This window comes from uncultured Streptococcus sp. (genome assembly GCF_963518475.1).
Classification (GTDB): domain Bacteria; phylum Bacillota; class Bacilli; order Lactobacillales; family Streptococcaceae; genus Streptococcus.
The window spans coordinates 1-26,459 of record NZ_CAUQJA010000015.1 but is presented as its reverse complement, the minus strand read 5'-3'; the positions used below and the strand labels follow the sequence as shown (position 1 = coordinate 26,459).

General features: G+C 41.5%; 24 protein-coding genes. 23 read left to right on the top strand and 1 reads right to left on the bottom strand.

Translation table 11 applies throughout. From position 1 onward, the window contains the following. The first annotated feature begins 29 nt into the window (after positions 1-29). The 5 genes from RYK12_RS07055 (at position 30) to RYK12_RS07035 (ending at position 4,896) form a co-directional block, all read left to right on the top strand. The gene (locus tag RYK12_RS07055; RefSeq protein WP_000366354.1) at positions 30-1,199 is read left to right on the top strand and encodes a pyridoxal phosphate-dependent aminotransferase; all 1,170 of its coding nucleotides are present in this window, start codon (positions 30-32) and stop codon (positions 1,197-1,199) included. Further along, a complete protein-coding gene (recO, locus tag RYK12_RS07050; RefSeq protein WP_261117689.1) occupies positions 1,196-1,966 on the top strand; it encodes a DNA repair protein RecO in 771 nt (256 codons plus the stop codon). The genes RYK12_RS07055 and recO overlap by 4 nt, the downstream gene beginning before the upstream one ends. Continuing rightward, positions 1,963-2,955 carry a phosphate acyltransferase PlsX gene (plsX, locus tag RYK12_RS07045; RefSeq protein ID WP_050222969.1) on the top strand — a complete coding sequence of 331 codons (993 nt, stop codon included), beginning with the start codon at positions 1,963-1,965 and terminating at the stop codon, positions 2,953-2,955. The genes recO and plsX overlap by 4 nt, the downstream gene beginning before the upstream one ends. Positions 2,956-2,960: 5 nt before the next feature. Next, positions 2,961-3,194 carry an acyl carrier protein gene (locus tag RYK12_RS07040; protein ID WP_000136445.1) on the top strand — a complete coding sequence of 78 codons (234 nt, stop codon included), beginning with the start codon at positions 2,961-2,963 and terminating at the stop codon, positions 3,192-3,194. Positions 3,195-3,645: 451 nt separating this feature from the next. After that, positions 3,646-4,896 (top strand): N-acetylmuramoyl-L-alanine amidase family protein, encoded by a 1,251-nt coding sequence (locus RYK12_RS07035; RefSeq protein WP_314848054.1) that lies wholly within the window; start codon positions 3,646-3,648, stop codon positions 4,894-4,896. 82 nt (positions 4,897-4,978) lie between these two features. On the opposite strand, the gene RYK12_RS07030 is transcribed toward RYK12_RS07035, so the two are convergent. Continuing rightward, positions 4,979-5,854 carry a helix-turn-helix domain-containing protein gene (locus tag RYK12_RS07030; RefSeq protein ID WP_001267147.1) on the bottom strand — a complete coding sequence of 292 codons (876 nt, stop codon included), beginning with the start codon at positions 5,852-5,854 and terminating at the stop codon, positions 4,979-4,981. A 197-nt stretch (positions 5,855-6,051) separates the two neighbouring features. Between RYK12_RS07030 and RYK12_RS07025 the strand changes: the two genes are divergently transcribed. The 18 genes from RYK12_RS07025 to purH all read left to right on the top strand — a co-directional run. Further along, positions 6,052-7,233: an N-acetylmuramoyl-L-alanine amidase family protein gene (locus RYK12_RS07025; RefSeq protein WP_314848052.1), complete on the top strand. Its 1,182-nt coding sequence runs from the start codon at positions 6,052-6,054 to the stop codon at positions 7,231-7,233. A gap of 88 nt (positions 7,234-7,321) precedes the next feature. Then, on the top strand, positions 7,322-8,500 hold the full coding sequence (locus RYK12_RS07020) for an N-acetylmuramoyl-L-alanine amidase family protein (protein ID WP_314848049.1): 1,179 nt from the start codon (positions 7,322-7,324) through the stop codon (positions 8,498-8,500). Positions 8,501-9,230: 730 nt separating this feature from the next. Next, a complete protein-coding gene (locus RYK12_RS07015) occupies positions 9,231-10,106 on the top strand; it encodes a GHKL domain-containing protein (protein WP_314848047.1) in 876 nt (291 codons plus the stop codon). Further along, entirely contained in the window at positions 10,103-10,834 is a 732-nt protein-coding gene (locus RYK12_RS07010; RefSeq protein ID WP_261203694.1) for a response regulator transcription factor, read from the top strand. The genes RYK12_RS07015 and RYK12_RS07010 overlap by 4 nt, the downstream gene beginning before the upstream one ends. A gap of 565 nt (positions 10,835-11,399) precedes the next feature. Then, entirely contained in the window at positions 11,400-11,597 is a 198-nt protein-coding gene (locus tag RYK12_RS07005; protein ID WP_000180825.1) for a class IIb bacteriocin, lactobin A/cerein 7B family, read from the top strand. A gap of 213 nt (positions 11,598-11,810) precedes the next feature. Continuing rightward, positions 11,811-11,966: a smi_0061 family bacteriocin-like peptide gene (locus RYK12_RS07000; RefSeq protein WP_000357248.1), complete on the top strand. Its 156-nt coding sequence runs from the start codon at positions 11,811-11,813 to the stop codon at positions 11,964-11,966. A gap of 3 nt (positions 11,967-11,969) precedes the next feature. Further along, entirely contained in the window at positions 11,970-12,185 is a 216-nt protein-coding gene (locus RYK12_RS06995; RefSeq protein ID WP_080550793.1) for a bacteriocin immunity protein, read from the top strand. Between the two features lie 80 nt (positions 12,186-12,265). Next, a complete protein-coding gene (locus RYK12_RS06990) occupies positions 12,266-12,445 on the top strand; it encodes a hypothetical protein (RefSeq protein WP_000846993.1) in 180 nt (59 codons plus the stop codon). Between the two features lie 433 nt (positions 12,446-12,878). Then, positions 12,879-15,032, top strand: coding sequence for a peptide cleavage/export ABC transporter ComA (gene comA, locus RYK12_RS06985; RefSeq protein ID WP_060627293.1), 2,154 nt, complete (start codon positions 12,879-12,881; stop codon positions 15,030-15,032). A 12-nt stretch (positions 15,033-15,044) separates the two neighbouring features. Next, the gene (gene comB / locus RYK12_RS06980; RefSeq protein WP_314848039.1) at positions 15,045-16,394 is read left to right on the top strand and encodes a competence pheromone export protein ComB; all 1,350 of its coding nucleotides are present in this window, start codon (positions 15,045-15,047) and stop codon (positions 16,392-16,394) included. Between the two features lie 169 nt (positions 16,395-16,563). Beyond that, the gene (gene purC / locus RYK12_RS06975; RefSeq protein ID WP_000043296.1) at positions 16,564-17,271 is read left to right on the top strand and encodes a phosphoribosylaminoimidazolesuccinocarboxamide synthase; all 708 of its coding nucleotides are present in this window, start codon (positions 16,564-16,566) and stop codon (positions 17,269-17,271) included. A 1-nt stretch (position 17,272) separates the two neighbouring features. Further along, positions 17,273-17,416: a phosphoribosylaminoimidazolesuccinocarboxamide synthase gene (locus tag RYK12_RS06970; RefSeq protein ID WP_080890703.1), complete on the top strand. Its 144-nt coding sequence runs from the start codon at positions 17,273-17,275 to the stop codon at positions 17,414-17,416. Positions 17,417-17,472: 56 nt separating this feature from the next. Beyond that, on the top strand, positions 17,473-21,198 hold the full coding sequence (locus tag RYK12_RS06965) for a phosphoribosylformylglycinamidine synthase (RefSeq protein ID WP_314848037.1): 3,726 nt from the start codon (positions 17,473-17,475) through the stop codon (positions 21,196-21,198). Between the two features lie 92 nt (positions 21,199-21,290). Further along, a complete protein-coding gene (gene purF, locus RYK12_RS06960; protein WP_314848036.1) occupies positions 21,291-22,733 on the top strand; it encodes an amidophosphoribosyltransferase in 1,443 nt (480 codons plus the stop codon). Positions 22,734-22,952: 219 nt separating this feature from the next. Continuing rightward, positions 22,953-23,972, top strand: coding sequence for a phosphoribosylformylglycinamidine cyclo-ligase (gene purM, locus RYK12_RS06955; protein ID WP_314848034.1), 1,020 nt, complete (start codon positions 22,953-22,955; stop codon positions 23,970-23,972). Then, a complete protein-coding gene (purN, locus tag RYK12_RS06950; protein WP_314848032.1) occupies positions 23,969-24,520 on the top strand; it encodes a phosphoribosylglycinamide formyltransferase in 552 nt (183 codons plus the stop codon). The genes purM and purN overlap by 4 nt, the downstream gene beginning before the upstream one ends. A gap of 44 nt (positions 24,521-24,564) precedes the next feature. Further along, a complete protein-coding gene (locus tag RYK12_RS06945; protein WP_045610814.1) occupies positions 24,565-25,029 on the top strand; it encodes a GNAT family N-acetyltransferase in 465 nt (154 codons plus the stop codon). Between the two features lies 1 nt (position 25,030). Further along, a partial coding sequence (gene purH, locus RYK12_RS06940) for a bifunctional phosphoribosylaminoimidazolecarboxamide formyltransferase/IMP cyclohydrolase (RefSeq protein ID WP_314848027.1) occupies positions 25,031-26,459 on the top strand: 1,429 nt, incomplete at its 3' end.

The following is a 26,459-nucleotide window of genomic DNA, read 5'->3' as shown; positions in this document are numbered from 1 at the left end:
GAGATACGTTTTGAAAGTAGGAGGTATCTATGGACTTAACTAAGCGCTTTAATAAACAGTTAGATAAGATTCAAGTTTCGTTGATTCGTCAGTTTGACCAAGCTATTTCGGAGATTCCTGGGGTCTTGCGTTTGACCTTGGGGGAACCTGATTTTACAACGCCAGACCATGTCAAGGAGGCGGCTAAGCGAGCGATTGATCAGAACCAATCCTACTATACAGGGATGAGTGGTTTGCTGACTCTACGTCAGGCAGCCAGTGACTTTGTTAAGGAAAAGTACCAACTGGACTATGCTCCTGAAAATGAAATTTTGGTTACAATTGGGGCGACAGAGGCTTTATCTGCTACTTTGACAGCTATTTTGGAAGAGGGAGACAAGGTGCTTTTGCCAGCTCCTGCTTATCCGGGTTATGAACCGATTGTCAATCTAGTTGGGGCAGAGGTTGTCGAGATTGACACAACTGAAAATGGGTTTGTCTTGACTCCTGAAATGTTGGAGAAGGCCATTTTGGAGCAGGGAGACAAGCTCAAGGCGGTTATTCTTAACTATCCGGCTAATCCGACAGGAATTACCTATAGTCGGGAACAGTTGGAGGCCTTGGCAGCTGTTTTACGCAAGTACGAGATTTTCGTTGTCTGTGATGAGGTTTACTCAGAATTGACCTATACAGGGGAAGCCCATGTATCTCTGGGAACTATGTTGAGAGATCAGGCTATTATTATCAATGGTCTATCTAAATCACATGCCATGACCGGTTGGCGTTTGGGTCTGATTTTTGCTCCTGCAGCCTTTACAGCCCAGTTAATCAAGAGTCACCAGTACTTGGTGACTGCCGCAAATACCATGGCTCAACATGCTGCGGTGGAAGCCTTGACGGCTGGTAAAAATGATGCGGAACCTATGAAGAAGGAATACATCCAGCGTCGGGACTATATTATCGAGAAAATGACTGCTCTTGGTTTTGAGATTATCAAACCAGACGGTGCCTTCTATATCTTTGCTAAGATTCCAGCAGGATATAATCAAGATTCTTTTGCTTTTCTCAAGGATTTTGCTCAGAAGAAGGCTGTTGCCTTTATCCCTGGTGCAGCCTTTGGGCGTTATGGGGAAGGTTATGTTCGCCTATCTTATGCAGCCAGCATGGAGACTATCAAAGAAGCCATGAAACGACTTGAGGAGTATATGAGAGAAGCATGATTCAGTCTATCACGAGTCAAGGCTTGGTGCTCTACAATCGCAATTTTCGTGAGGATGACAAGCTAGTCAAGATTTTTACAGAGCAGGCTGGCAAGCGCATGTTTTTCGTCAAACACGCTGGTCAGTCCAAACTAGCTCCTGTTATTCAACCCTTGGTGCTGGCTCGGTTTCTCTTACGAATCAATGATGATGGGCTTAGCTACATTGAGGACTATCATGAGGTGATGACTTTTCCCAAGATTAATAGCGACCTCTTTGTCATGGCCTATGCGACCTACGTAGCAGCTCTTGCAGATGCTAGTTTGCAGGACAATCAGCAGGATGCTCCCTTGTTTGCTTTTTTACAAAAGACTTTGGAGCTGATGGAAGCAGGCTTGGATTATCAGGTCTTGACCAATATTTTTGAAATTCAAATCTTGACTCAATTTGGTATTAGTCTCAATTTTAATGAGTGTGTTTTTTGCCATCGGGTTGGTCAGGCTTTTGACTTTTCTTTCAAATATGGCGCCTGCCTCTGTCCAGAACATTATCATGAGGATGAGAGACGTTGCCATCTCAATCCCAATATCCCTTATCTGCTCAATCAGTTTCAAGCTATTGATTTTGAGACTTTGGAGACCATTTCGCTCAAGCCTGAAATCAAGCAAGAGCTACGCCAATTTATGGATCAACTCTACGAAGAGTACGTTGGGATTCACCTAAAATCAAAGAAATTTATTGATTCCCTAGCAGACTGGGGACAATTACTAAAAGAGGAAAAGAAATGAAAAAAATCGCAGTAGATGCCATGGGGGGCGATTACGCACCTCAGGCCATCGTTGAGGGTGTCAATCAAGCCCTTGCTGACTTTTCAGATATTGAGGTTCAACTCTACGGAGATGAGGCTAAAATCAAGCAATATCTGACAGCGACAGAGCGCGTCAGCATTATCCATACGGATGAAAAGATTGATTCAGACGATGAACCTACGAGAGCTATTCGGAAGAAGAAAAATGCCAGTATGGTCTTGGCGGCCAAGGCTGTCAAAGATGGAGAGGCAGATGCTGTCCTATCGGCTGGGAATACAGGTGCTTTACTAGCGGCAGGATTCTTCATCGTGGGTCGTATTAAGAATATCGATCGACCAGGACTCATGTCTACCTTGCCGACTGTAGATGGAAAAGGTTTTGACATGCTGGACCTCGGTGCTAATGCGGAAAATACAGCCCAGCACCTCCATCAATATGCGGTTCTAGGTTCCTTCTATGCTAAAAATGTCCGTGGAATTGCGCAACCACGTGTTGGTTTGCTCAATAACGGAACAGAGAGTAGCAAGGGCGATCCGCTTCGTAAGGAAACTTACGAATTACTAGCAGCTGATGAAAGTTTAAACTTTATCGGAAACGTGGAAGCGCGTGATTTGATGAATGGCGTTGCGGATGTTGTCGTGGCAGATGGTTTCACGGGAAACGCTGTGCTCAAATCCATTGAAGGGACAGCCATGGGAATCATGGGCTTGCTCAAGACCGCTATTACAGGTGGTGGTCTCCGAGCGAAACTAGGTGCCCTCCTTCTCAAGGATAGCCTCAGAGGTTTGAAAAAACAGCTCAACTACTCAGATGTTGGTGGAGCAGTCTTGTTTGGTGTCAAGGCACCGGTTGTCAAGACTCATGGCTCAAGCGATGCCAAGGCTGTTTATAGTACAATCCGCCAGATTCGTACCATGCTAGAAACAGACGTAGTTGCCCAGACTGCGCGTGAATTTTCAGGAGAATAAAAGAGATGACAGAAAAAGAAATTTTTGACCGTATTGTGACCATTATCCAAGAGCGACAGGGAGAGGACTTTGTCGTGACAGAATCCTTGAGTCTGAAAGATGATTTGGATGCTGACTCAGTTGACTTGATGGAGTTTATCTTGACACTGGAAGATGAATTTAATATCGAAATCAGCGATGAGGAAATTGACCAACTGCAAAGTGTAGGAGATGTGGTTAAAATCATTCAAGCAAAATAAAGATAAGAAGTTCCAAGGCATTTGCTTTGGAATTTTTCTTTGGTTCAAGTGACCGTTTAGGAACAGATTTAGTCTTTCTAGGGACAGGAGAAATCTGAGGAGAAATAAGGAATATAATGAAATTAGAAAAATCAATCTCCAAAAAGGAAATAAGAAATAAAGATCAAATGAAAATATCAATGAGTTTCTGCTAGAATGAAATTGTTAATATAGTCACAATTTTAATTGACTTTCCTTTTTTACAGGACTATAATGTAGATATAAAAAAGGATTTATTTTATAGTTGGGGGAAGGTGATGGCTATGTACTTTTGATAAACTAGTCTCTATCTTATGTTCTTGGAAATGTTAGGAGGTCTTATGGTTCAGGTTCATGAACCTGACATCTATTTTGCCTTCGTTTCTATTTGATTTTCTTACTTTGGATTTATCTATTTTAGGAGGAAATGGCTATGAAAAAATCTAAACTACTCACTCTTGGTTTACTTGCAGGTGCTGGTCTACTATTGTCTATCAATCAAGCACAGGCTGCAGATACTTGGGTTAAAAATGGTGCTGACTGGAGTCTTTCTCAAGATGGCAGTTTCGCTAAGGATAAATGGGTGCAAAATGCTGGTTCTTGGTACCACTTTGACGGTTCTGGTAAAATGCAGACAGGCTGGTACAAGGAAGGAAGCACATGGTACTCACTCGCAAATAGTGGCGCTATGCGCACTGGCTGGTACAAGGAAGGAAGCACATGGTACTCACTCGCAAATAGTGGCGCTATGCGCACTGGCTGGTACAAGGAAGGAAGCACATGGTACTCACTCGCAAATAGTGGCGCTATGCGTACTGGTTGGTACAAAGAAGGGGCTACTTGGTACTACCTCAAAGGCAGTGGCGCTATGGCAACAGGATGGGCGACTGCAAATGGTCAATGGTCTTACTTTGAAAAATCAGGTGCTATGGTAGCAGATAGAGCTGTTCCAGCAAGCGATGGGGAAAGTTATGTCATTGGTAAGGATGGTTATATGTTAACCAAACTCCCAAGTCAGGTTGAACAAGATCCTTTTGATGATACAGTTATTACAGATATCGTTACTTTGTCTGATGGTTATGACTATCACCTTGTTCATAAGAAAGATGGAGTTGTTATCGAAAAGAATGCCTGGTATATCAAACCTATTGTTGAACGTTTTTCTTATCAAAAGATTGGCGATATAAAACGAAATACTTTAGATGCCATTACTGATAATAAAAAACCAGGGGAAGAAATTGATCCTAAAGCTGTCATAAAGAATTTCCAAAACTTACCAAATAAGTATTACTTTGGAGCAGATGGACGTAAGGTTGCGAATCTACCAGAATTCACTACTCACTTCCCTATTCAAAAAGTTGGGTCTGAACTTTATCTTAAAAACTCAAGTCCAGTTATTAGTCTAGATTCATCTGGATTGACAATTAATGACAATAAACTTTATCTAAGAGGTGCCAATGATGATAATGGTAAACTTGTAACTGGATATTTTACAATGTTTATGGACGGATTATTATCTAAAGATCACCATATTTTGGGCTATGCAGATGAATCTGGTGAAATCGTGAAGATGAAAGTTTTGCCTAATGATTTCCGTGATTATATTGAAAAAGGATTTTCCGGTTTTTATGGAGAAACTGTTCGATACGACGGTTCAACAGGCAATGTTTATGTTGTGAAATAAACTATCTGACATAGTAAAACGAAAAAAGCGAACAGCTTTGTATACTAGGAAGTCATGTTCGCTTTTATTCATAAAGTAATAGTTACTGTTTGGTCTCTGTTTCAAAAAAATCTGCTTGATAATAATCACTAACTTCTCTTTTCATTTCTTCTAGTAATCGACTTTCATCTGTTGATTCTAGTAAGGATAATCCTTTATTAATCATAGTATGATCTTCATTAACAATTCCCAGACGTACTTGAGCTACACCTAATAAATCATACCGTTTCAATATTTTTGCTAAATCAAGACATTCTTGAATTAAGCATAGACAGTCATCTTTCTTCCCTGCTTCAAGGTACATTCGTGTCATATTGGCTAGAATGGAGTAATGAATACTTTGAATTGGACGATAATCTGTGTATTTATTTAGAGATTTTACAAGTCTTTGACGTAGCATTTCTAGTGAATCAATAGGGAAATGGAAAATAATCATCACTAGCAATCGTAAATCTGATAGGAACCACTGATCTCTTTTTTCCAATTCTTTCCATAACTCCTCAGCCAAGGCTTGAGCTTTATCGGAAAACTGATTTTCAATCACTTCTATAAAAATGGTTAGTTCTTTCACAGCATGTTCTATTGGAATATCATTCTGCACTTCATCTAGATAAATTTGACATTTTGATAGCAGTGTCTTCATTTCTTCTAGATTAGGTGAAGAAATGACTTGATAATATTCTGAAAATAATTTCTTACGAGAATCCATTTGGTAATGTTGACAAATATAATGAAATTCATCGAAACTCATATCAATTTGCCTCAAAAGCAACTCCATAGTATCATACCTAGGAGTAGAATGATTATTTTCAAACTTAGATAAGTTAGAATGAGTAATGTAGTCACCACAGACCTCATTTTGTGTAATCCCTTTTGACTTACGAATGTATTTATAAACTGAACCAATATCCCACCGCATATTTTTGCCTCCAAAAATGTTCCAAAAGTAGAAGTTTTAGGAAAATATTTATATTTAGTATATCATAAAGGTGTGGGGTGGGCAATGATGATAGAAAGAAGGTGTTGGTTGACTCTTAAGGATTATTAGGAGTTATGTAGAATGTTTATGATGGAAAAATATTTTTTGGTAACTATTCAATAAAGGAGGAAATGGCTATGAAAAAATCTAAACTACTCACACTTGGTTTGCTTGCAGGTGCTGGTCTACTTTTATCTATCAACCAAGCACAGGCTGCAGATACTTGGGTAAAAAATGGTGCTGACTGGAATCTTTCACAAGATGGCAGTCTCGCTAAAAACAAATGGGTGCAAAATGCTGGCTCTTGGTATCACTTCGACGGCACTGGTAAAATGCAGACAGGCTGGCTCAAAGACGGAAATACATGGTATTCCCTAGCAGATAGTGGCGCTATGCGTACTGGCTGGTACAAGGAAGGTAACACATGGTACTCACTAGCAGATAGTGGTGCTATGCGCACAGGTTGGTACAAAGAAGGGTCTACTTGGTACTACCTAAAAGGCAGTGGCGCTATGGCAACAGGATGGGCAACTGCAAATGGTCAATGGTCTTATTTTGAAAAATCAGGTGCAATGGTCGCAGACAGAGCTGTTCCAGCCAGTGATGGGGAAAGTTATGTCATTGGTAAGGATGGATATCTGTTAACCAAACTCCCAAGTCAGGTTGAACAATCTCAAGCGGATGATACAATTATCACAAATATTGTTACTTTGTCTGATGGTTATGATTATCACCTTATTTATACAAAAGATGGAGTCATTGTTGAAAAAAATGCTTGGTACATAAAACCTGAATTTAAGAAGTTTTCTGATAAATATGGAGATAAAGTTTCCAATACGATGTTGGCTTTAGTAGATAATACGGAAGAAGGACAAGAAATTAATCCTAAAGCTGTCGTGAAAAATTTCCAAAACTTACCAAACAGGTATTACTTTGGGGCAGATGGTCGTCGCGTAACAAATTTACCAGAAATGACCACCTATTCAGAGATTAAAAAAGTTGGAAATGATGTCTATCTAGAAAATCCGGGTGCACGACTTTTTCTTGGAGCTACCAGCTTCACAATCAATAATAATAAACTATACTATTTAGATGGTGCTAATGGCAAACTCAAAACAGGTTATTTTGCATTGATTGATGATAGACCAAGCTATCATCACTATCATATTCTTGTTTATGCAGACCAATCTGGTGAAATTCTTAAAATGAAACGATTGCCAACAGGAATTTCAGATTATCTTAATAAAGAAATTGACGGTTTCTACGGTCAAACTGTTAAAATCGATAGTAAGACAGGAAATGTTTCTGTTGTGAAATAAGACGTCTGACAGAGTAAAACGGAAAAGCGAACAGCTTTGTTTACTAGGAAGTCATGTTCATTTCGCTATAGAATAGGAGGAAATGGCTATGAAAAAATCTAAACTACTTACACTTGGTTTGCTTGCAGGTGCTGGTCTGTTTTTGTCAATCAATCAAGCACAGGCTGCAGATACTTGGGTTAAAAATGGCGCTGACTGGAATCTTTCTCAAGATGGAAGCTTAGCTAAAAATAAATGGGTACAAAATGCTGGCTCTTGGTATCACTTCGATGGTTCTGGTAAAATGCAGACAGGCTGGCTCAAAGACGGCAATACCTGGTATTCACTAGCAGATAGTGGGGCTATGCGTACTGGATGGTACAAGGAAGGCAATACCTGGTATTCACTAGCAGATAGTGGAGCTATGCGTACAGGTTGGTACAAAGAAGGGTCTACATGGTACTATCTTCGTTTTAGTGGTTCTATGCAGACAGGTTGGGAGTGCATAGATAATAATTGGTATTATTTCGAACAATCAGGTGCAATGGCCTCTGATAGAGTTGTAAATTCTAGTGATGGGACAGGCTATATTCTCAGCAAGGATGGCCATATGTTCACTTTACAAAATAGCCCTTATAAACATGGTGACATTGTTCGTTTAGGCGATGGATATGAATATCTGATTAAAGCAAAATTTGACGGAAATAACTTTACTGATGTTATCGTGGATAAAAACACTTGGTATATCAAACCTGAGTTCAAGAAGTTTTCCGAAAAATATGGGGATGAGGTTGCAAATACAACCTTAGCTTTAGTAGATAATAAAGAAGAAGGACAAGAAATTGATCCTAAAGCTGTTATTCGTAATTTCCAAAATCTACCAGGTCGGTATTACTTTGGAGCAGATGGTCGTAGAGTATTACCACTTCCAGAGATGACAACTAGATCAGAAATCAAAAAAGTTGGCAATGATCTTTATCTAGAAGACCCAGGTGTACGACTTCGATTTGATAACTTCACAATCAATAACAATAAACTATACTATTTAGATAATGGACAAGGTAAGCTCAAAACAGGTTACTTTGTACTGATTGATGATGGTATGGCTACAACACACCATCACTTACTTGTATATGCAGACCAATCTGGTGAGGTTCTTAAGATGAAGCGCTTGCCATCAAGATTTATAGATTATCGTGATAAAGAAATCGATGGTTTCTATGGTCAAAAAATTAAGATTACACAGCCAAATAAGTATGAATATTACAAGGTTCTTGTGGTAAAATAAATAGATAAGCAATCTTCACAACGAATATAAAAAATAAAACGTGCAAATCATTTTCAAGAGGCTTTAGATTTCTTGTATTTTAAAAGAAACTAAGGCCTTTTGTAGATTTATAAGGGGATAGAGAGGATATAAAATTATGAAAAGGAGTTTGTCATGAAAATGAAAAATACATTTGTAGAATTGGAACAATTTGAAGATATTTACAGTTGGTGATATCTATTCCCAAAGCAAAGCTAGTGTTTTGCTACTAATGAGTTAATTAAACGGATTTATGATTATATTACTTGAATTTTTAGTGTTTATATTGATTTTAATCAATATTTTAGCTCCTCCGATTTATCTAGGTAGTCAACTCTCTAAAGCATTTTATGACAAACGCTCTATATTTCTTTTGGTAGTTTTTCAGCTATTTGCTACCTTCGTTTTTCCGAGTTTCTCGCATGTTGCCAATTTATTATTCTTTTATATAATATTTTGGATTGTGTTAAAGAAAAAGAAGAAGGAAGCTCTCTTTCTTGCACTTTATCTATTTGTGTTTTATCAAAGTATTCGATATTTGGTTTTGACATTTATAATACGATTGATATTTGACTACTCTGAACTATCTGATTTTTTGCATAGTGGATTTAATTCTGTATTTAGTTTGATTTCGTTGTTTTTGTCTGTTGTCATTTTAAGACGATGGGGAATTGATTTCAATATCTTATTTTTAGATAAATTTCAATCGCTAATGATGAAAAGTTTGTGGATATTGTCCTTATTGTTTGGTTTTAGACTTTTTTCATCCATCATGTCTGGGGGATGTAACCCTTTCTACGTTCGATTTGATACGACTATTTCTCTCCTGATTTTCATTCTCTTTTTCTCTTGGCTCTTTTACATCAAGCATTTAGAGCAGGTTTATCGTGATGAGCAGACCATTCAGAGACAGGAAGAAGAAAATCGTTCCTTGCAAGGAATGGTGGACAAGCTGGGTCATCTCTATGATGAGGTTCGAGGTTTCCGCCATGATTTTGCAGGGATTGTCGCCAGCATGGAGCCTGCCATAGCGAATCAAGACATGGCTGAGGTGTCTACCATTTATCAAGATGTCTTTCTGAAGACCAATGAAAAGCTGAGAAAGGCGGATTACACAGCCTTTAATCTTCATAATATCCATGACATAGCCATTCGCAATACCTTGGCAAAAGTCATGATTGTGGCAGATAATCAGGGAATTCATTTTAGTTTGGAGACGGTGGGAGTTGTCGAAGAGCTGGATTTGCCGATGTTGGAGGCTATCCGTATCCTCTCTATCCTCACGACAAATGCCTTAGAGGCAGCGAGTGAAACTGAAAATCCGCAGATTCGGGTTGCTTTGTTGGCAGGCGATAGGAGTGTCCGTTTTATCATTGAAAACACTCGTAAGAAAGAAGAACTGAATCCCAGCATTCTCAGTCAAAAGGGTTATTCGACCAAGGGTAACCACAGTGGACTGGGCTTAGCAACCTTGGAGGATATGGTTTTTCATTATGATTTAAACTTAGATACCCAGCTAGGAGAGACGACTTTTAGACAAGATTTAGAATTGCCATTTAAGGATGAGAAACGAGGGGGAGAGGAATGAGAATTTTAGTTTTGGAAGATGATAGAGTACAGCAGGGGCGTATAGAGCAGACTTTACTAGATATTGGTCGCTCTCGCAATTTGAGATTGGAAATTGATATTGCCAAAAACTATGGAGACGTTGAAAAGTATTCTCAGTATTTTGACCATTACCAGCTCTATTTATTGGATTTAGAGATTGATGGAGAGCGTGAACGGGGCTTTCAGGTTGCTCAACAGGTTCGGGAGCGGGATCCTTTTACAAGCATTGTCTTTGTGTCCACGCACTCGGAGGCCTTGCCTCTAGCTTTTCGCTATCACTTGTCTGCCTTGGATTTTATTTCCAAGGATCAGCCAGAGGAAGATTACCGTCATCAGTTGGAGCGCTGTCTGGACTATGTACTGGCAGTGGACAAGAGGGAAAATATGCGTCTCTTCACCTATAGTTTTGAGGGAAGACGGGGCTTTACTCTGCCCTACCATGAGATTTTAGCCTTTGAAACCTCAGTGGAATCCCATCGTATCAAGGTCTATTATGCCAATCATTCTATCAAGACCATTTACGGCAGTCTTAAGGATATCGCTGCCAAGGCTGAAAAAGATTACTTTGTCTATGCCAATCGCAATACTTTAGTCAGTTTACAGGCCATTGAAGAGATGACTGCCACAGAAGTGACCTTGTTAGAAGGCTTGCACTTCCCCGTATCACGAACAGCCAGAAGAACCCTTAAAAAACATCTCAATGCCTAATATCTGTTAGACTTGGATGAGTTTATCAATAAGAATGTCGGAAAATTTTCTGATATTCTTATTTTTTTGACTTTTTTTCGAATAGATAAGTAAGAGGAAAAGAAAGGAGTTTGGTTTATGTATCTACCAATTTTCTATTCATGGTACATTAAATTATTTTTTAAATAAAATTTAATTTCGTTGTACATTTTCGAATTCTTTTTCGAATAAATAAGTGAGAGGAAAAAAGAAAGGAGTCTGGTTTATGTATCTACCAATCTTGTATCCGTGGTTCATTAAATTATTTTTTAAATAAAATTTAATTTAGTTGTACATTTTCGAAATTTTTTTCGAATAGATAAGTAAGAGGAAAAGGAAGGAGACTACGCGATGTATTTACCAATCTTATTGCCATGGTTTATCAAATGGTATTTAAAATAAATGAGATCTACCTGTTCATTTTAAATCACTTCTCAAATAGATAAGTGAGACGAAAAGGAATTCAGTAATTTATCTATTCTGGTTTTTAAAATGGTTTAAGAGCCAGAAATCGTAAACTAAAAAATAGAAATAAAGGAGAAAAAAGATGACAAATTTTGACAAAATGGAACAGAACTTTGTAGCTCTTACAGAAGAAGAGTTGATGAATGTAGATGGAGGAATTGCACCAATTATTATTGGTGGTGTAGTTATTGGTTGGAAATTAATTGGAGGTGTAGCTGCGCTTGCTACAGTTTCAGCAGGTGCGGGTATAGCTGCAGGATATTATGCTAATCGACCATAATTTTGTAGATATATATGAAATTTGTTAAATTAATGTTGAAGATTTGGCCTGAGCTTATGGTATTACTTAGTTCAATATCTTATACAATTATCAGGTTGGTAGCTGATGTGAATAAGCTACCCTTACCTACATGGTTTGATGATTTTAATATACCAACAATTTCATTGTTTTTAATGGTATTCATTTTATTATATAGAAGTAAAGGAGAAAAGAATGGATAAATTTCAAGTAGTTGATGAGAAAGATTTGCAAGTAATTGAAGGAGGAATTGAACCTATTTCGATTATATTTGGCCTAAGTGCTATTGCATTTGGCGCATTTGGGGCTGGTTACACATTTGGTTCAGATTTGGCTCGTCGTGGGCGTTAGATAATGAATAATCGCAACCTTAATCTCAATACATTGTTACCTAAACTAGCCACGATATTTCCTTTGTTGGGAATAACTCTTAATGTCGCGCTTCATGTGATTCGTACAGGTTCGTTAGTATCCTTTAATTGGCAATGGACTTTGGTTGGTTTGCTTTTCGCAGGATATTTTGGTATTTTTCGCAAAGATTTGTCAAAAAATAATCAAAGATATAAATGATGAATCTGAATCAAAGGGATTTTGTGCATGTGAATGGCAGAACTTTCCGCCATTTCTTATCAGGTAAATAGGAGTCTAACATGAAAACATTTTTATTAGGTTTTGCTGAGGGTTATTTTACCGTATCGCTCATAATCTACATCGCAACGTATTTGATTTTGAAAAATCCGATCAATACCCTATTTTATCCAGAAATTTACCCTGTTTTATTTGGGCTCTTTTATCTAGGATATAAGGTCAATAAAAAGCAAGTAGAGTAAGTAGCTAAGAATGACTTGTTAGTCTGCGCTAAAATGACTAGGGTATAATCTCAGAATGCATCACATCGGAGTTTAAAAGGAGTAACTATGAATCGTAATTTAGAACGGTGTTATCTATTCTGACTAGTAATAGATCATACCAGAGGTGGCTTAGAAATAACAGGGACATTAGAAATTGTAGTAATAAATAGGATGTCGTGAATGTTACTATCAATGATTTATTTGTTCCAAGATTGCCTAGGGTGTCAGTAAAAAATCAATTTCCTTTCATACCATATTTTTAGTAGGTAGGACGTTTGTTCTGCCTATTTTTTTATCCAAAAAGTGCAGTTGGGAGGGAGATAGGCGCATTTGGGGAGGAAGTCCAGTTTTTGTTTGGTGATTGGGGTAAGATAGTTGTTATCAGATGAGTATTAGGAAAAAGGAGATGAATATGAAATTTGGGAAACGTCACTATCGTCCGCAGGTGGATCAGATGGACTGCGGTGTAGCTTCATTGGCTATGGTTTTTGGCTATTATGGTAGTTATTATTCTTTGGCACACTTACGAGAATTGGCCAAGACGACCATGGATGGGACGACGGCTTTGGGCTTGGTCAAGGTGGCAGAGGAGATTGGTTTTGAGACGCGGGCCATTAAGGCGGATATGACGCTCTTTGACTTGCCAGATTTGACTTTTCCTTTTGTTGCTCATGTGCTTAAGGAAGGGAAATTGCTCCACTACTATGTGGTGACTGGGCAGGATAAGGATAGCATTCATATTGCTGATCCAGATCCTGGGGTGAAGTTGACTAAACTGCCACGTGAGCGTTTTGCGGAAGAATGGACAGGAGTGACTCTTTTTATGGCACCGAGTCCAGACTATAAGCCTCATAAGGATCAAAAGAATGGTCTGCTCTCTTTTATCCCTATATTAGTGAAGCAGCGTGGCTTGATTGCTAATATCGTTTTGGCAACACTCTTGGTGACCTTGATTAACATTGTGGGTTCTTATTATCTGCAGTCTATCATTGATACCTATGTGCCAGATCAGATGCGTTCGACGCTGGGGATTATTTCTATTGGGCTGGTGATTGTTTATATTCTTCAGCAGATCTTGTCTTATGCTCAGGAGTATCTCTTACTTGTTTTGGGGCAACGCTTGTCTATTGATGTGATTTTGTCCTATATCAAGCATGTTTTTCACCTGCCTATGTCCTTTTTTGCAACACGTCGGACAGGGGAAATCGTGTCTCGTTTCACGGATGCTAACAGTATCATCGATGCGCTGGCTTCGACCATTCTTTCGATTTTCCTAGATGTGTCAACGGTTGTCATTATTTCCCTTGTTTTATTTTCGCAAAATACCAATCTCTTTTTCATGACCTTATTGGCACTACCTATCTACACAGTGATTATCTTTGCTTTTATGAAGCCGTTTGAAAAGATGAATCGGGATACCATGGAAGCCAATGCGGTTCTGTCTTCTTCTATCATTGAGGACATCAACGGTATTGAGACTATCAAGTCCTTGACCAGTGAAAGTCAGCGTTACCAAAAAATTGACAAGGAATTTGTGGATTATCTGAAGAAATCCTTTACCTATAGTCGGGCAGAGAGTCAGCAAAAGGCTCTGAAAAAAGTTGCCCATCTCTTACTCAATGTCGGCATTCTCTGGATGGGAGCTGTTCTGGTCATGGATGGCAAGATGAGTTTGGGGCAGTTGATTACCTATAATACCTTGCTTGTTTACTTTACCAATCCTTTGGAAAATATCATCAATCTGCAAACCAAGCTTCAGACAGCGCAGGTTGCCAATAACCGTCTGAATGAGGTTTATCTGGTAGCTTCTGAGTTTGAGGAGAAGAAAACAGTTGAGGATCTGAGCTTGATGAAGGGAGAGATGACCTTCAAGCAGGTTTCCTACAAGTATGGCTATGGTCGAGATGTCTTGTCGGATATCAATTTGACCATTCCCCAAGGGTCTAAGGTGGCTTTTGTGGGGATTTCAGGGTCAGGTAAGACGACATTGGCCAAGATGATGGTTAATTTTTATGATCCAAGTCAGGGAGAGATTAGTCTGGGTGGTGTCAATCTCAATCAGATTGATAAAAAAGCCCTGCGCCAGTATATCAACTATCTGCCTCAACAGCCCTATGTCTTTAACGGAACGATTTTGGACAATCTTCTTTTGGGAGCCAAGGAGGGGACGACTCAAGAGGATATCCTACGGGCGGTTGAATTGGCAGAGATTCGGGAGGACATCGAGCGCATGCCACTGAATTACCAGACAGAATTGACTTCGGATGGGGCAGGAATTTCAGGTGGTCAACGTCAGAGAATCGCTCTGGCGCGTGCTCTCTTGACAGATGCGCCGGTCTTGATTTTGGATGAGGCGACCAGCAGTTTGGATATTCTGACAGAGAAGCGAATTGTCGATAATCTTATGGCTTTAGACAAGACCTTGATTTTCATTGCTCACCGCTTGACCATTGCTGAGCGGACAGAGAAGGTTGTTGTCTTGGATCAGGGCAAGATTGTTGAAGAAGGAAAGCATACTGATTTGCTTGCACAGGGTGGCTTTTACGCCCATTTGGTGAATAGCTAGAAAGAGGAGAGGATGAAACCAGAATTTTTAGAAAGTGCGGAGTTTTATAATCGTCGTTACCATAATTTTTCCAGTCGGGTGATTGTCCCCATGTCCCTTCTGCTCGTGTTTTTACTTGGCTTTGCAATATTTGCAGAGAAGGAGATGAGTTTGTCTACTAGAGCTACTGTTGAGCCTAGCCGTATCCTTGCAAATATCCAGTCAACTAGCAACAATCGTATTCTTGTCAATCATTTGGAAGAAAATAAGCTGGTTAAGAAGGGGGAGCTTCTTGTTCAATATCAGGAAGGGGCAGAGGGTGTCCAAGCGGAGTCTTATGCCAGTCAGTTGGACATGCTCAAGGATCAAAAAAAGCAATTGGAGTATTTGCAAAAGAGCCTGCAAGAAGGGACGGATTACTTTCCAGAGGAGGATAAGTTTGGCTACCAAGCCACCTTTCGCGACTACATCAGTCAAGCAGGCAGTCTTAGGGCTAGTACATCGCAACAAAACGAGACCATCGCGTCCCAGAATGCAGCAGCTAGCCAAACCCAAGTCGAAATCGGCAACCTCATCAGCCAAACAGAGGCTAAAATTCGCGATTACCAGACAGCTAAGTCAGCTATTGAAACAGGTGCTTCCTTGGCCAGTCAGAATCTAGCCTACTCTCTCTACCAGTCCTACAAGTCTCAGAGTGAGGAAAATCCCCAAGCTAAATTCCAGGCAGTTGCGCAAGTTGAAGCACAGCTTTCTCAGTTAGAATCCAGTCTTGCTACTTACCGTGTCCAGTATGCGGGTTCAGGTACCCAGCAAGCCTATGCGTCAGGCTTAAGCAGTCAATTGGAGTCCCTTAAATCCCAACACTTAGCAAAGGTTGGTCAGGAATTGACCCTTCTAGACCAGAAAATCTTGGAGGCAGAGTCGGGTAAGAAGGTTCAGGGAAATCTTTTAGACAAGGGGAAAATTACGGCGAGTGAGGATGGGGTGCTTCATCTTAATCCTGAGACCAGTGATTCTACCATGGTAGCAGAAGGTGCCCTACTAGCCCAACTCTATCCGTCCTTGGAGAAAGAAGGGAAAGCTAAACTCACAGCCTATCTTAGTTCAAAAGATATAGCAAGAATCAAGGTCGGTGATTCTGTTCGCTATACGACGACTCATGATGCCAAGAATCAGCTTTTCCTAGATTCTACTATTACCAGCATCGATGCGACAGCTACCAAGACTGAAAAAGGGAATTTCTTTAAAATTGAGGCGGAGACTAATCTAACTTCTGAGCAGGCTGAAAAACTTCGGTACGGGGTGGAAGGTCGCCTGCAGATGATTACAGGTAAGAAAAGTTACCTGCGTTATTATTTGGATCAATTTTTGAACAAAGAGTAATGTTCGTGTTTTTAGAGTTAAATGATTTTAAAACTGTGAGAAAGATTCTTCTTGCAGTTTTTTCTTTATGATTTTTGATATCACTACATTATTTATTCGGTTAAATTCTTGTAATTTTAGGTTTTTTATGGTAGAATGTGCTCAAGTAATACGAAAGGCGAACTTTAAAATGTCAAAACAATTGATCTATTCGGGAAAAGCTAAAGATATCTATACAACTGAGGATGAAAATCTTATTATTTCAACTTACAAGGACCAGGCGACTGCTTTCAATGGTGTTAAGAAGGAGCAGATTGCTGGCAAGGGAGTTTTGAATAATCAGATTTCATCTTTTATTTTTGAGAAATTAAATGCGGCTGGTGTGGCAACTCACTTTGTGGAGAAGCTTTCAGACACGGAACAACTCAATAAAAAGGTTAAGATTATTCCTTTGGAAGTCGTGCTCCGCAACTATACTGCTGGTTCCTTTTCAAAACGTTTTGGTGTGGATGAGGGAATCGCATTTGAGACTCCGATTGTCGAATTTTACTACAAAAATGATGATTTGGATGACCCATTTATCAATGACGAGCATGTGAAATTTCTACAAATTGCGGATGACCAGCAGATTGCCTACTTGAAGGAAGAAACTCGTCGAATCAATGAACTCTTGAAAGTCTGGTTTGCTGAGATTGGGCTTAAGTTGATTGACTTTAAGCTAGAGTTCGGTTTTGACAAGGATGGCAAGATTATCTTAGCAGATGAATTTTCACCAGATAACTGCCGTTTGTGGGATGCGGATGGCAACCACATGGATAAGGATGTTTTCCGTAGAGGATTGGGAGAGCTAACAGATGTTTACGAGATCGTCTGGGAAAAGTTGCAGGGGTTGAAATAATCTGTTTGCAACGGAAAACCTTCGTCTCTCAACTAAAAGGACTCAGGCTGAAAAGGTCCCCCAGACCTTTTCACTCCGTAGGGGATTAGGAGAACTAACAGACGTTTACGAAGTTGTCTGGGAGAAGTTGCAGGAATTGAAATAACAGCCTCAAGGCTGTTTAGGAATATTGCAAGAGCTGAAATAAAGGAATAAGGATTGATGGATAAACGTATTTTTGTTGAAAAAAAGGCTGATTTTCAGGTCAAGTCAGAGAGTTTGGTTAGAGAACTCCAGCATAACTTGGGACTTTCAAGCTTGAAAAGTATTCGTATTGTACAAGTGTATGATGTATTTGACTTGGCAGAGGGCTTGTTTGCGCCTGCAGAGAAACACATCTTCTCTGAGCAGGTGACAGACCACGTCTTGGATGAAGCTGCTGTACAGGCGGATCTTGCTAACTATGCTTTCTTTGCTATTGAAAGCCTGCCAGGCCAGTTTGACCAGCGTGCAGCATCTTCACAGGAAGCTTTGCTTTTACTAGGAAGTTCAAGTGATGTAACGGTTAATACTGCTCAACTTTACTTGGTTAATAAAGATATTGATGAGACTGAGTTGGAAGCGGTCAAGAACTACTTGCTCAACCCAGTTGATTCTCGTTTCAAGGACATCACGGTAGGGATTGCCAAGCAGGAGTTTTCAGAGTCAGACAAAACCATTCCGAAATTGACTTTCTTTGAAAGCTATACAGCAGAGGACTTTGCCCGCTACAAGGTCGAGCAAGGGATGGCCATGGAAGTGGATGATTTGCTCTTTATCCAAGACTACTTCAAGTCAATCGGGCGCGTGCCAACTGAGACTGAACTCAAGGTTTTGGACACTTACTGGTCTGACCACTGCCGTCATACGACTTTTGAGACAGAGTTGAAAAACATCGACTTCTCAGCTTCTAAATTCCAAAAGCAATTGCAGTCAACATATGACAAGTATATTGCTATGCGTGATGAGTTGGGACGTACGGAAAAACCGCAAACCTTGATGGATATGGCGACTATTTTCGGTCGTTATGAGCGTGCTAATGGACGTTTGGATGACATGGAAGTGTCAGACGAAATCAATGCTTGCTCAGTAGAAATCGAAGTGGACGTTGATGGTGTGAAAGAACCATGGCTCCTAATGTTCAAGAATGAAACTCACAACCACCCAACGGAAATTGAGCCATTTGGTGGAGCGGCTACTTGTATCGGTGGTGCCATTCGTGACCCGTTGTCAGGTCGTTCATATGTTTACCAAGCTATGCGTATCTCAGGTGCTGGAGATATTACAGCACCGATTTCGGAAACGCGTGATGGTAAGCTGCCACAACAAGTCATTTCTAAAACAGCGGCCCATGGTTATTCTTCTTACGGTAACCAAATTGGGCTTGCGACGACCTACGTTCGTGAATACTTCCACCCAGGCTTTATAGCTAAACGCATGGAGCTTGGTGCTGTTGTCGGAGCAGCTCCTAAGGGCAATGTTGTCCGTGAAAAACCGGAAGCGGGTGATGTCATTATCCTCCTTGGAGGTAAGACAGGCCGTGATGGTGTCGGTGGTGCAACAGGATCTTCTAAGGTTCAAACGGTTGAGTCTGTAGAGACTGCTGGAGCTGAGGTTCAAAAAGGGAATGCCATCGAAGAACGCAAGATTCAACGTCTGTTCCGTAATGGCGATGTCACTCGTCTCATCAAGAAATCCAACGACTTTGGTGCTGGTGGTGTCTGTGTAGCCATCGGTGAATTGGCAGACGGTCTTGAAATTGACCTCAACAAGGTGCCTCTTAAATACCAGGGCTTGAATGGTACCGAAATTGCCATCTCTGAATCTCAAGAACGGATGGCTGTGGTGGTTCGTCCTGAGGATGTCGATGCCTTCGTTGTTGAATGTAACAAAGAGAATATTGACGCTGTTGTCGTTGCGACAGTGACTGAAAAACCAAATCTTGTCATGCACTGGAATGGTGAAACAATCGTGGACTTGGAGCGTTGTTTCCTTGACACCAATGGTGTGCGTGTGGTCGTCAATGCTAAGGTTGTGGACAAGGATGTCAAACTTCCAGAAGAACGTCAAACATCTGCTGACACACTTGAAGCAGATACCCTTACGGTTCTATCTGACCTCAACCATGCGAGTCAAAAAGGATTACAGACTATCTTTGACTGCTCTGTTGGACGCTCAACGGTTAATCACCCACTTGGTGGTCGCTATCAACTCACACCAACTGAGGCATCTGTGCAGAAATTACCAGTTCAACACGGTGTGACTCATACTGCGTCAGTCATGGCTCAAGGATTCAACCCATATGTAGCTGAATGGTCTCCATACCACGGTTCTGCTTATGCGGTGATCGAAGCGACTGCTCGTTTGGTAGCTGCTGGTGCAAACTGGTCTAAGGCTCGCTTCTCTTACCAAGAGTACTTCGAGCGCATGGATAAACAAGCAGAGCGTTTTGGTCAGCCAGTAGCAGCGCTTCTTGGATCAATTGAAGCGCAGATTCAGCTTGGCTTGCCATCTATCGGTGGGAAAGACTCTATGTCTGGTACTTTTGAAGAATTGACAGTACCGCCAACCTTGGTTGCCTTTGGGGTGACGACAGCGGATAGCCGTAATGTGCTCTCTCCAGAATTTAAAGCTGTTGGGGAGAATATCTACTACATTCCAGGCCAAGCACTCTCAGCAGAGATTGATTTTGACTTAATTAAGTCTAACTTTGCTCAGTTTGAAGACATCCAAGCTGGCTACAAAGTGACATCTGCGTCAGCTGTTAAATACGGTGGTGTGCTTGAAAGTTTGGCCCTTGCTACCTTTGGGAACCATATCGGTGCGGAGGTAATCTTGCCTGAACTTGAAAGTTCTTTGACAGCACAATTGGGCGGATTTGTCTTCACATCGCCTGAAGAAATTGCTGAAGTAGAGAAGATTGGACAAACGAAAGCAGCCTTTACACTGACTGTCAACGGTGTGAAGCTAGATGGACAGAAACTTGACAGTGCCTTCCAAGGAAAATTGGAAGAAGTTTACCCAACAGAATTTACTCAAGCGAAAGAACTAGCTGAAGTACCAGCTGTGGCATCAGATGTTGTGATTAAAGCCAAAGAAAAGGTTGAAAAACCGGTGGTTTACATCCCAGTCTTCCCAGGAACCAACTCAGAATATGATTCAGCTAAGGCATTTGAAAAAGAAGGCGCAGAGGTCAACTTAGTGCCATTTGTGACCTTGAATGAAGAAGCTATTGTCAAGTCAGTTGAAACCATGGTTGACAACATCGGCAAGGCTAACATTCTCTTCTTTGCAGGTGGTTTCTCAGCTGCCGACGAGCCAGATGGTTCCGCTAAGTTTATCGTCAACATCCTGCTCAATGAAAAAGTGCGTGCTGCTATTGATAGCTTTATCGCTCGTGGTGGCTTGATTATCGGTATCTGTAATGGGTTCCAGGCCTTGGTCAAATCAGGTCTTCTTCCATACGGGAACTTTGAAGAAGCCGCTAGTACTAGCCCAACCCTCTTCTACAATGATGCCAACCAACACGTGGCCAAGATGGTGGAAACTCGCATTGCCAATACTAACTCACCATGGCTTGCTGGAGTGGAAGTGGGAGATATCCACGCTATTCCTGTTTCGCACGGTGAAGGGAAGTTTGTCGTGACGGCTGAGGAATTTGCTGAGCTCCGTGACAATGGACAAATTTTCAGCCAATATGTTGACTTTGACGGCAAGCCAAGTATGGATTCTAAGTACAATCCAAATGGTTCTGTCCATGCCATCGAAGGAATTACCAGCAAGAACGGCCAAATCATCGGTAAGATGGGCCACTCAGAACGTTATGAGGAAGGTCTTTTCCAAAATATCCCAGGAAATAAAGACCAGCACCTGTTCGCGTCAGCGGTTAAATACTTTACTGGAAAATAAGACTTGCAGATTTTCTAATAGATAGTATCAGTAATGTAAAAGTCATGTAGATTTAGCTCTTGGTGATTGCAAATGAAAATTAGGTATAAAAAATGACATACGAAGTAAAATCTCTTAATGAAGAATGTGGTGTTTTTGGTATCTGGGGACATCCAGATGCTGCTAAATTGACCTATTTTGGTCTCCACAGTCTTCAACACCGTGGTCAGGAGGGGGCAGGAATCCTCTCCAATGATCAGGGGCAATTGAAGCGCCATCGTGACATGGGACTTTTATCAGAAGTCTTCAGAAATCCTGCTAATTTGGATAAATTGACAGGAACTAGTGCGATTGGGCATGTGCGTTATGCGACTGCTGGCGAAGCTTCTGTAGATAACATCCAGCCCTTCCTCTTCCGTTTTCACGATATGCAGTTTGGCTTGGCTCATAATGGAAACTTGACCAATGCGGCTTCTCTCAAGAAAGAATTGGAAGATAGAGGAGCGATTTTCAGTGCGACTTCGGACTCGGAAATCTTGGCTCACCTCATTCGTCGCAGTCATAATCCGAACTTAATGGGCAAAATCAAGGAGGCGCTCAGTCTTGTCAAAGGTGGCTTTGCCTATATCTTACTGTTTGAAGACAAGTTGATTGCGGCTCTTGATCCTAATGGTTTCCGTCCTCTTTCTATCGGGAAAATGGCCAATGGAGCGGTGGTTGTTTCCTCTGAAACCTGCGCTTTTGAAGTCATTGGTGCTGAGTGGATTCGTGATTTGAAGCCAGGTGAGATTGTGATCATTGATGACAAGGGCATCCAGTATGACAGCTATACAGATGAAACCCAGTTGGCGATTTGTTCAATGGAGTATATCTACTTTGCTCGTCCTGATTCTAATATCCACGGTGTCAATGTCCATACTGCACGTAAACGTATGGGTGCCCAATTGGCGCGTGAATTCAAGCATGAGGCAGATATCGTGGTCGGTGTACCCAATTCTTCCCTCAGCGCAGCTATGGGTTTTGCAGAAGAATCTGGTCTGCCAAATGAAATGGGACTTATTAAGAATCAATACACTCAACGTACCTTTATCCAACCGACTCAAGAATTGCGGGAGCAAGGGGTGCGGATGAAACTGTCTGCTGTTTCAGGCGTTGTGAAAGGCAAACGTGTGGTCATGGTGGATGATTCCATTGTTCGTGGGACAACGTCTCGCCGTATCGTCCAGCTCTTGAAAGAAGCAGGTGCGACCGAGGTTCACGTTGCTATTGGAAGTCCAGCGCTAGCTTATCCATGTTTCTACGGGATTGATATCCAGACCCGTCAGGAGCTGATTGCGGCCAATCATACGATTGAAGAAACTCGCCAAATCATTGGTGCGGACAGTCTGACTTACCTTTCTGTTGAAGGTTTGATTGATTCGATTGGGATTGAAACAGATGCGCCAAATGGTGGTCTCTGTGTCGCTTACTTTGACGGTGACTACCCAACACCTCTCTACGACTACGAAGAAGACTATCGTCGAAGTTTGGAAGAAAAGACTAGTTTTTACAAATGAGTTGCTGAGATTCTCCATTAAAGAAAAGGAAAAATAAAATGGCAAATAAAAATGCGTACGCTCCACGTCTCACTACTGACTAAAAGCTAAAGCATTTGTCAGTAGACGCTTTCCCCTATGGGACCAAAGCTAGAGACCTGACTAGTATTTTTAGATAAAATAATTGTTTATCTAAAAATACGTCGCAGTCTTTCTCAAAAAAAGAAAAGGAATAAATAAATGACAAAAAATGCTTATGCCCAGTCTGGGGTGGATGTTGAAGCGGGTTATGAAGTTGTTGAGCGGATCAAAAAGCACGTGGCTCGTACGGAGCGTGCAGGTGTCATGGGAGCTCTTGGTGGCTTTGGTGGTATGTTTGACCTTTCAAAAACAGGTGTCAAAGAACCCGTCTTGATTTCAGGGACTGACGGTGTCGGAACAAAGCTTATGCTGGCTATCAAATACGACAAGCACGATACCATTGGTCAAGACTGTGTGGCCATGTGTGTCAATGATATCATTGCTGCGGGTGCGGAGCCCCTCTATTTCCTCGACTATGTGGCGACAGGGAAGAATGAACCAGCTAAACTAGAACAAGTAGTCTCTGGTGTGGCAGAAGGTTGTGTGCAGGCTGGAGCTGCCCTCATCGGTGGGGAAACTGCTGAAATGCCGGGCATGTACGGCGAAGATGACTATGACTTGGCTGGTTTTGCGGTCGGTGTGGCTGAAAAATCTCAAATCATTGACGGTTCAAAAGTGGCAGAAGGTGATGTTCTTCTCGGACTTGCGTCAAGTGGGATTCACTCAAATGGTTACTCACTCGTGCGTCGTGTTTTTGCCGACTACACAGGTGAGGAAGTCTTACCAGAATTGGAAGGCAAGCAGCTCAAGGAAGTTCTGCTTGAGCCGACTCGTATCTATGTCAAAGCTGTCTTACCACTCATCAAGGAAGAGTTGGTCAACGGTATTGCCCACATTACTGGTGGTGGCTTTATCGAAAATGTCCCTCGTATGTTTGCAGATGACCTAGCTGCTGAGATTGATGAAAGCAAAGTTCCAGTGCTTCCAATTTTCAAAGCCCTTGAAAAATACGGTGAAATCAAGCATGAGGAAATGTTTGAAATCTTCAATATGGGTGTGGGACTTATGCTAGCAGTCAGCCCTGAAAATGTAAGTCGTGTCAAGGAATTGTTGAATGAACCAGTCTATGAAATTGGTCGTATCGTCAAGAAAGAAAACGAAAGTGTCATCATCAAATGAAAAAAATAGCGGTTTTTGCCTCTGGTAATGGCTCAAATTTTCAGGTGATTGCCGAAGAATTTCCAGTAGAGTTTGTCTTTTCAGACCATCGTGACGCCTATGTGCTCGAACGTGCAGACAAGCTCGGCGTTCTGTCCTATGCTTTTGAACTTAAGGAGTTTGAGAGCAAGGCAGACTACGAAGCAGCCCTTGTCGAACTCTTGGAAGAGCACCAGATTGCCTTGGTTTGTCTAGCAGGCTACATGAAAATTGTTGGGCCTACTTTACTGGCAGCTTATGAAGGTCGGATTGTCAACATTCATCCAGCCTACCTGCCAGAATTTCCAGGAGCTCATGGGATTGAGGATGCTTGGAATGCTGGCGTTGCTGAGAGCGGCGTGACCATTCATTGGGTGGATTCAGGTGTGGATACAGGAAAGGTTATCAAACAAGTGCGTGTTCCGCGACTAGCTAATGATACCATTGACAGTTTTGAAGAACGGATTCATGAGGCAGAGTACAAGTTGTATCCGGAGGTGCTGGATAGTTTGGGAGTAGGGAGAAGATAAGAAGTAAATCAAGTTTTGATTTTGCAATCTTGCTAGGAGCAAAAATGATTGAGATAAAATTAGTAGACGAGAGCAGTTTTCAGGCAGTGCTGGATTTGAAAATATCTGAAGCTGATGAACGAGCACGTTTCGTGTCTCCAAATGTCCGCTCTTTAGCTGACGCATGGCTCTACCGAGAGAATGGGGATGTGTTTCCAATGGCAATCTATTGGAATGAGCTTGTAGTTGGTTTTCTCCTGTTGGAAATAGATAAGGATGAAGCGGAATACTTTATCTGGCGGATAATGATTGGTCAGCAGTACCAAGGAAGAGGTTATGGACGAAAAGCTGTGGAAGTTCTGATCAAAAAGGCTCAGATGGATATCACTTGCAATCATATTATCGCAGATTATGTGGTTGGAAATGAAAAAATGAAGCACCTGTTGACTAGTTTGGGTTTTCAGGAAACAGGATTTATAAAAGAAAATAACGAAGTCGCTATGCGCTTGGACCTAAAGAAAGAGGAATAGAATGACGAAAAAAGCTTTGATCAGCGTATCAGATAAAGCGGGCATTGTTGAATTTGCCCAAGAACTCAAAAAACTTGGTTGGGACATCATCTCAACAGGTGGCACCAAGGTTGCCCTTGATAATGCTGGGGTGAACACCATTGCCATCGATGATGTGACTGGTTTTCCAGAAATGATGGACGGTCGTGTTAAGACCCTCCATCCAAATATCCATGGTGGACTCTTGGCTCGTCGTGACTTGGATAGTCACCTTCAAGCAGCCAAGGATAATCAAATTGAGCTTATCGACCTTGTTGTGGTCAACCTCTATCCTTTCAAGGAAACGATTCTCAAACCAGATGTGACGTACGCTGATGCGGTTGAGAACATCGATATCGGTGGGCCATCTATGCTTCGCTCAGCAGCGAAGAATCATACCGGCGTAACAGTTGTGGTAGACCCAGAGGATTATGCTGTAGTTCTTGACGAATTGTCAGTCAACGGCGAAACCACTTACGAAACCCGTCAACGTCTGGCAGCCAAGGTTTTCCGTCACACAGCGGCTTATGATGCCTTGATTGCAGAGTATTTTACAGCTCAAGTGGGTGAAAGCAAACCTGAAAAGCTCACTTTGACTTATGATCTCAAGCAAGCCATGCGCTATGGGGAAAATCCTCAGCAGGATGCGGACTTCTACCAGAAAGCTTTGCCGACAGACTACTCGATTGCTTCAGCGAAACAGCTCAATGGGAAAGAATTGTCATTCAATAATATCCGTGACGCTGATGCGGCCATTCGTATCATCCGTGATTTTAAAGACCGTCCAACCGTTGTGGCTCTCAAACACATGAACCCATGTGGAATCGGTCAGGCTGATGACATCGAGACTGCTTGGGACTATGCTTATGAGTCTGATCCAGTTTCTATCTTTGGTGGGATTGTCGTTCTCAACCGTGAGGTGGATGCTACGACAGCTGAGAAGATGCATGGTGTATTCCTTGAAATCATCATTGCACCAAGCTATACGGATGAAGCGCTAGCCATTTTGACCAATAAAAAGAAAAACTTGCGTATCCTTGCCTTGCCATTTGATGCTCAAGAGGCTAGCAAAGTGGAAGCAGAATACACAGGTGTAGTTGGTGGACTTCTTGTGCAAAATCAAGACGTGGTGAAAGAAAGCCCGGCTAACTGGCAAGTGGTGACCAAACGTCAGCCAACTGAGACAGAAGCGACAGCTCTTGAGTTTGCTTGGAAAGCTATTAAATACGTCAAATCAAACGGTATCATCGTGACTAATGACCACATGACACTTGGCGTTGGCCCAGGTCAAACCAACCGTGTGGCCTCCGTTCGTATTGCCATTGACCAAGCTAAAGACCGTCTTGACGGCGCTGTCCTTGCTTCTGATGCCTTCTTCCCATTTGCGGATAACGTGGAAGAAATCGCCAAAG

What these genes read in the sequence shown, in the direction of transcription:
- RYK12_RS07005 (WP_000180825.1), top strand. Translation starts at nt 11,400, where the DNA reads ATGACAAATTTTGACAAAATGGAACAGAACTTTGTAGCTCTTACAGAA.
- comA (WP_060627293.1), top strand. Translation starts at nt 12,879, where the DNA reads ATGAAATTTGGGAAACGTCACTATCGTCCGCAGGTGGATCAGATGGAC.
- purM (WP_314848034.1), top strand. Translation starts at nt 22,953, where the DNA reads ATGACAAAAAATGCTTATGCCCAGTCTGGGGTGGATGTTGAAGCGGGT.
- purF (WP_314848036.1), top strand. Translation starts at nt 21,291, where the DNA reads ATGACATACGAAGTAAAATCTCTTAATGAAGAATGTGGTGTTTTTGGT.
- RYK12_RS07035 (WP_314848054.1), top strand. Translation starts at nt 3,646, where the DNA reads ATGAAAAAATCTAAACTACTCACTCTTGGTTTACTTGCAGGTGCTGGT.
- RYK12_RS07020 (WP_314848049.1), top strand. Translation starts at nt 7,322, where the DNA reads ATGAAAAAATCTAAACTACTTACACTTGGTTTGCTTGCAGGTGCTGGT.
- RYK12_RS07030 (WP_001267147.1), bottom strand. Translation starts at nt 5,854, where the DNA reads ATGCGGTGGGATATTGGTTCAGTTTATAAATACATTCGTAAGTCAAAA.
- recO (WP_261117689.1), top strand. Translation starts at nt 1,196, where the DNA reads ATGATTCAGTCTATCACGAGTCAAGGCTTGGTGCTCTACAATCGCAAT.
- RYK12_RS07025 (WP_314848052.1), top strand. Translation starts at nt 6,052, where the DNA reads ATGAAAAAATCTAAACTACTCACACTTGGTTTGCTTGCAGGTGCTGGT.
- plsX (WP_050222969.1), top strand. Translation starts at nt 1,963, where the DNA reads ATGAAAAAAATCGCAGTAGATGCCATGGGGGGCGATTACGCACCTCAG.
- comB (WP_314848039.1), top strand. Translation starts at nt 15,045, where the DNA reads ATGAAACCAGAATTTTTAGAAAGTGCGGAGTTTTATAATCGTCGTTAC.
- RYK12_RS07055 (WP_000366354.1), top strand. Translation starts at nt 30, where the DNA reads ATGGACTTAACTAAGCGCTTTAATAAACAGTTAGATAAGATTCAAGTT.
- RYK12_RS06945 (WP_045610814.1), top strand. Translation starts at nt 24,565, where the DNA reads ATGATTGAGATAAAATTAGTAGACGAGAGCAGTTTTCAGGCAGTGCTG.
- purN (WP_314848032.1), top strand. Translation starts at nt 23,969, where the DNA reads ATGAAAAAAATAGCGGTTTTTGCCTCTGGTAATGGCTCAAATTTTCAG.
- RYK12_RS07010 (WP_261203694.1), top strand. Translation starts at nt 10,103, where the DNA reads ATGAGAATTTTAGTTTTGGAAGATGATAGAGTACAGCAGGGGCGTATA.
- RYK12_RS07015 (WP_314848047.1), top strand. Translation starts at nt 9,231, where the DNA reads ATGATGAAAAGTTTGTGGATATTGTCCTTATTGTTTGGTTTTAGACTT.
- purC (WP_000043296.1), top strand. Translation starts at nt 16,564, where the DNA reads ATGTCAAAACAATTGATCTATTCGGGAAAAGCTAAAGATATCTATACA.
- RYK12_RS06965 (WP_314848037.1), top strand. Translation starts at nt 17,473, where the DNA reads ATGGATAAACGTATTTTTGTTGAAAAAAAGGCTGATTTTCAGGTCAAG.
- RYK12_RS06990 (WP_000846993.1), top strand. Translation starts at nt 12,266, where the DNA reads ATGAAAACATTTTTATTAGGTTTTGCTGAGGGTTATTTTACCGTATCG.
- RYK12_RS07000 (WP_000357248.1), top strand. Translation starts at nt 11,811, where the DNA reads ATGGATAAATTTCAAGTAGTTGATGAGAAAGATTTGCAAGTAATTGAA.
- RYK12_RS07040 (WP_000136445.1), top strand. Translation starts at nt 2,961, where the DNA reads ATGACAGAAAAAGAAATTTTTGACCGTATTGTGACCATTATCCAAGAG.
- RYK12_RS06995 (WP_080550793.1), top strand. Translation starts at nt 11,970, where the DNA reads ATGAATAATCGCAACCTTAATCTCAATACATTGTTACCTAAACTAGCC.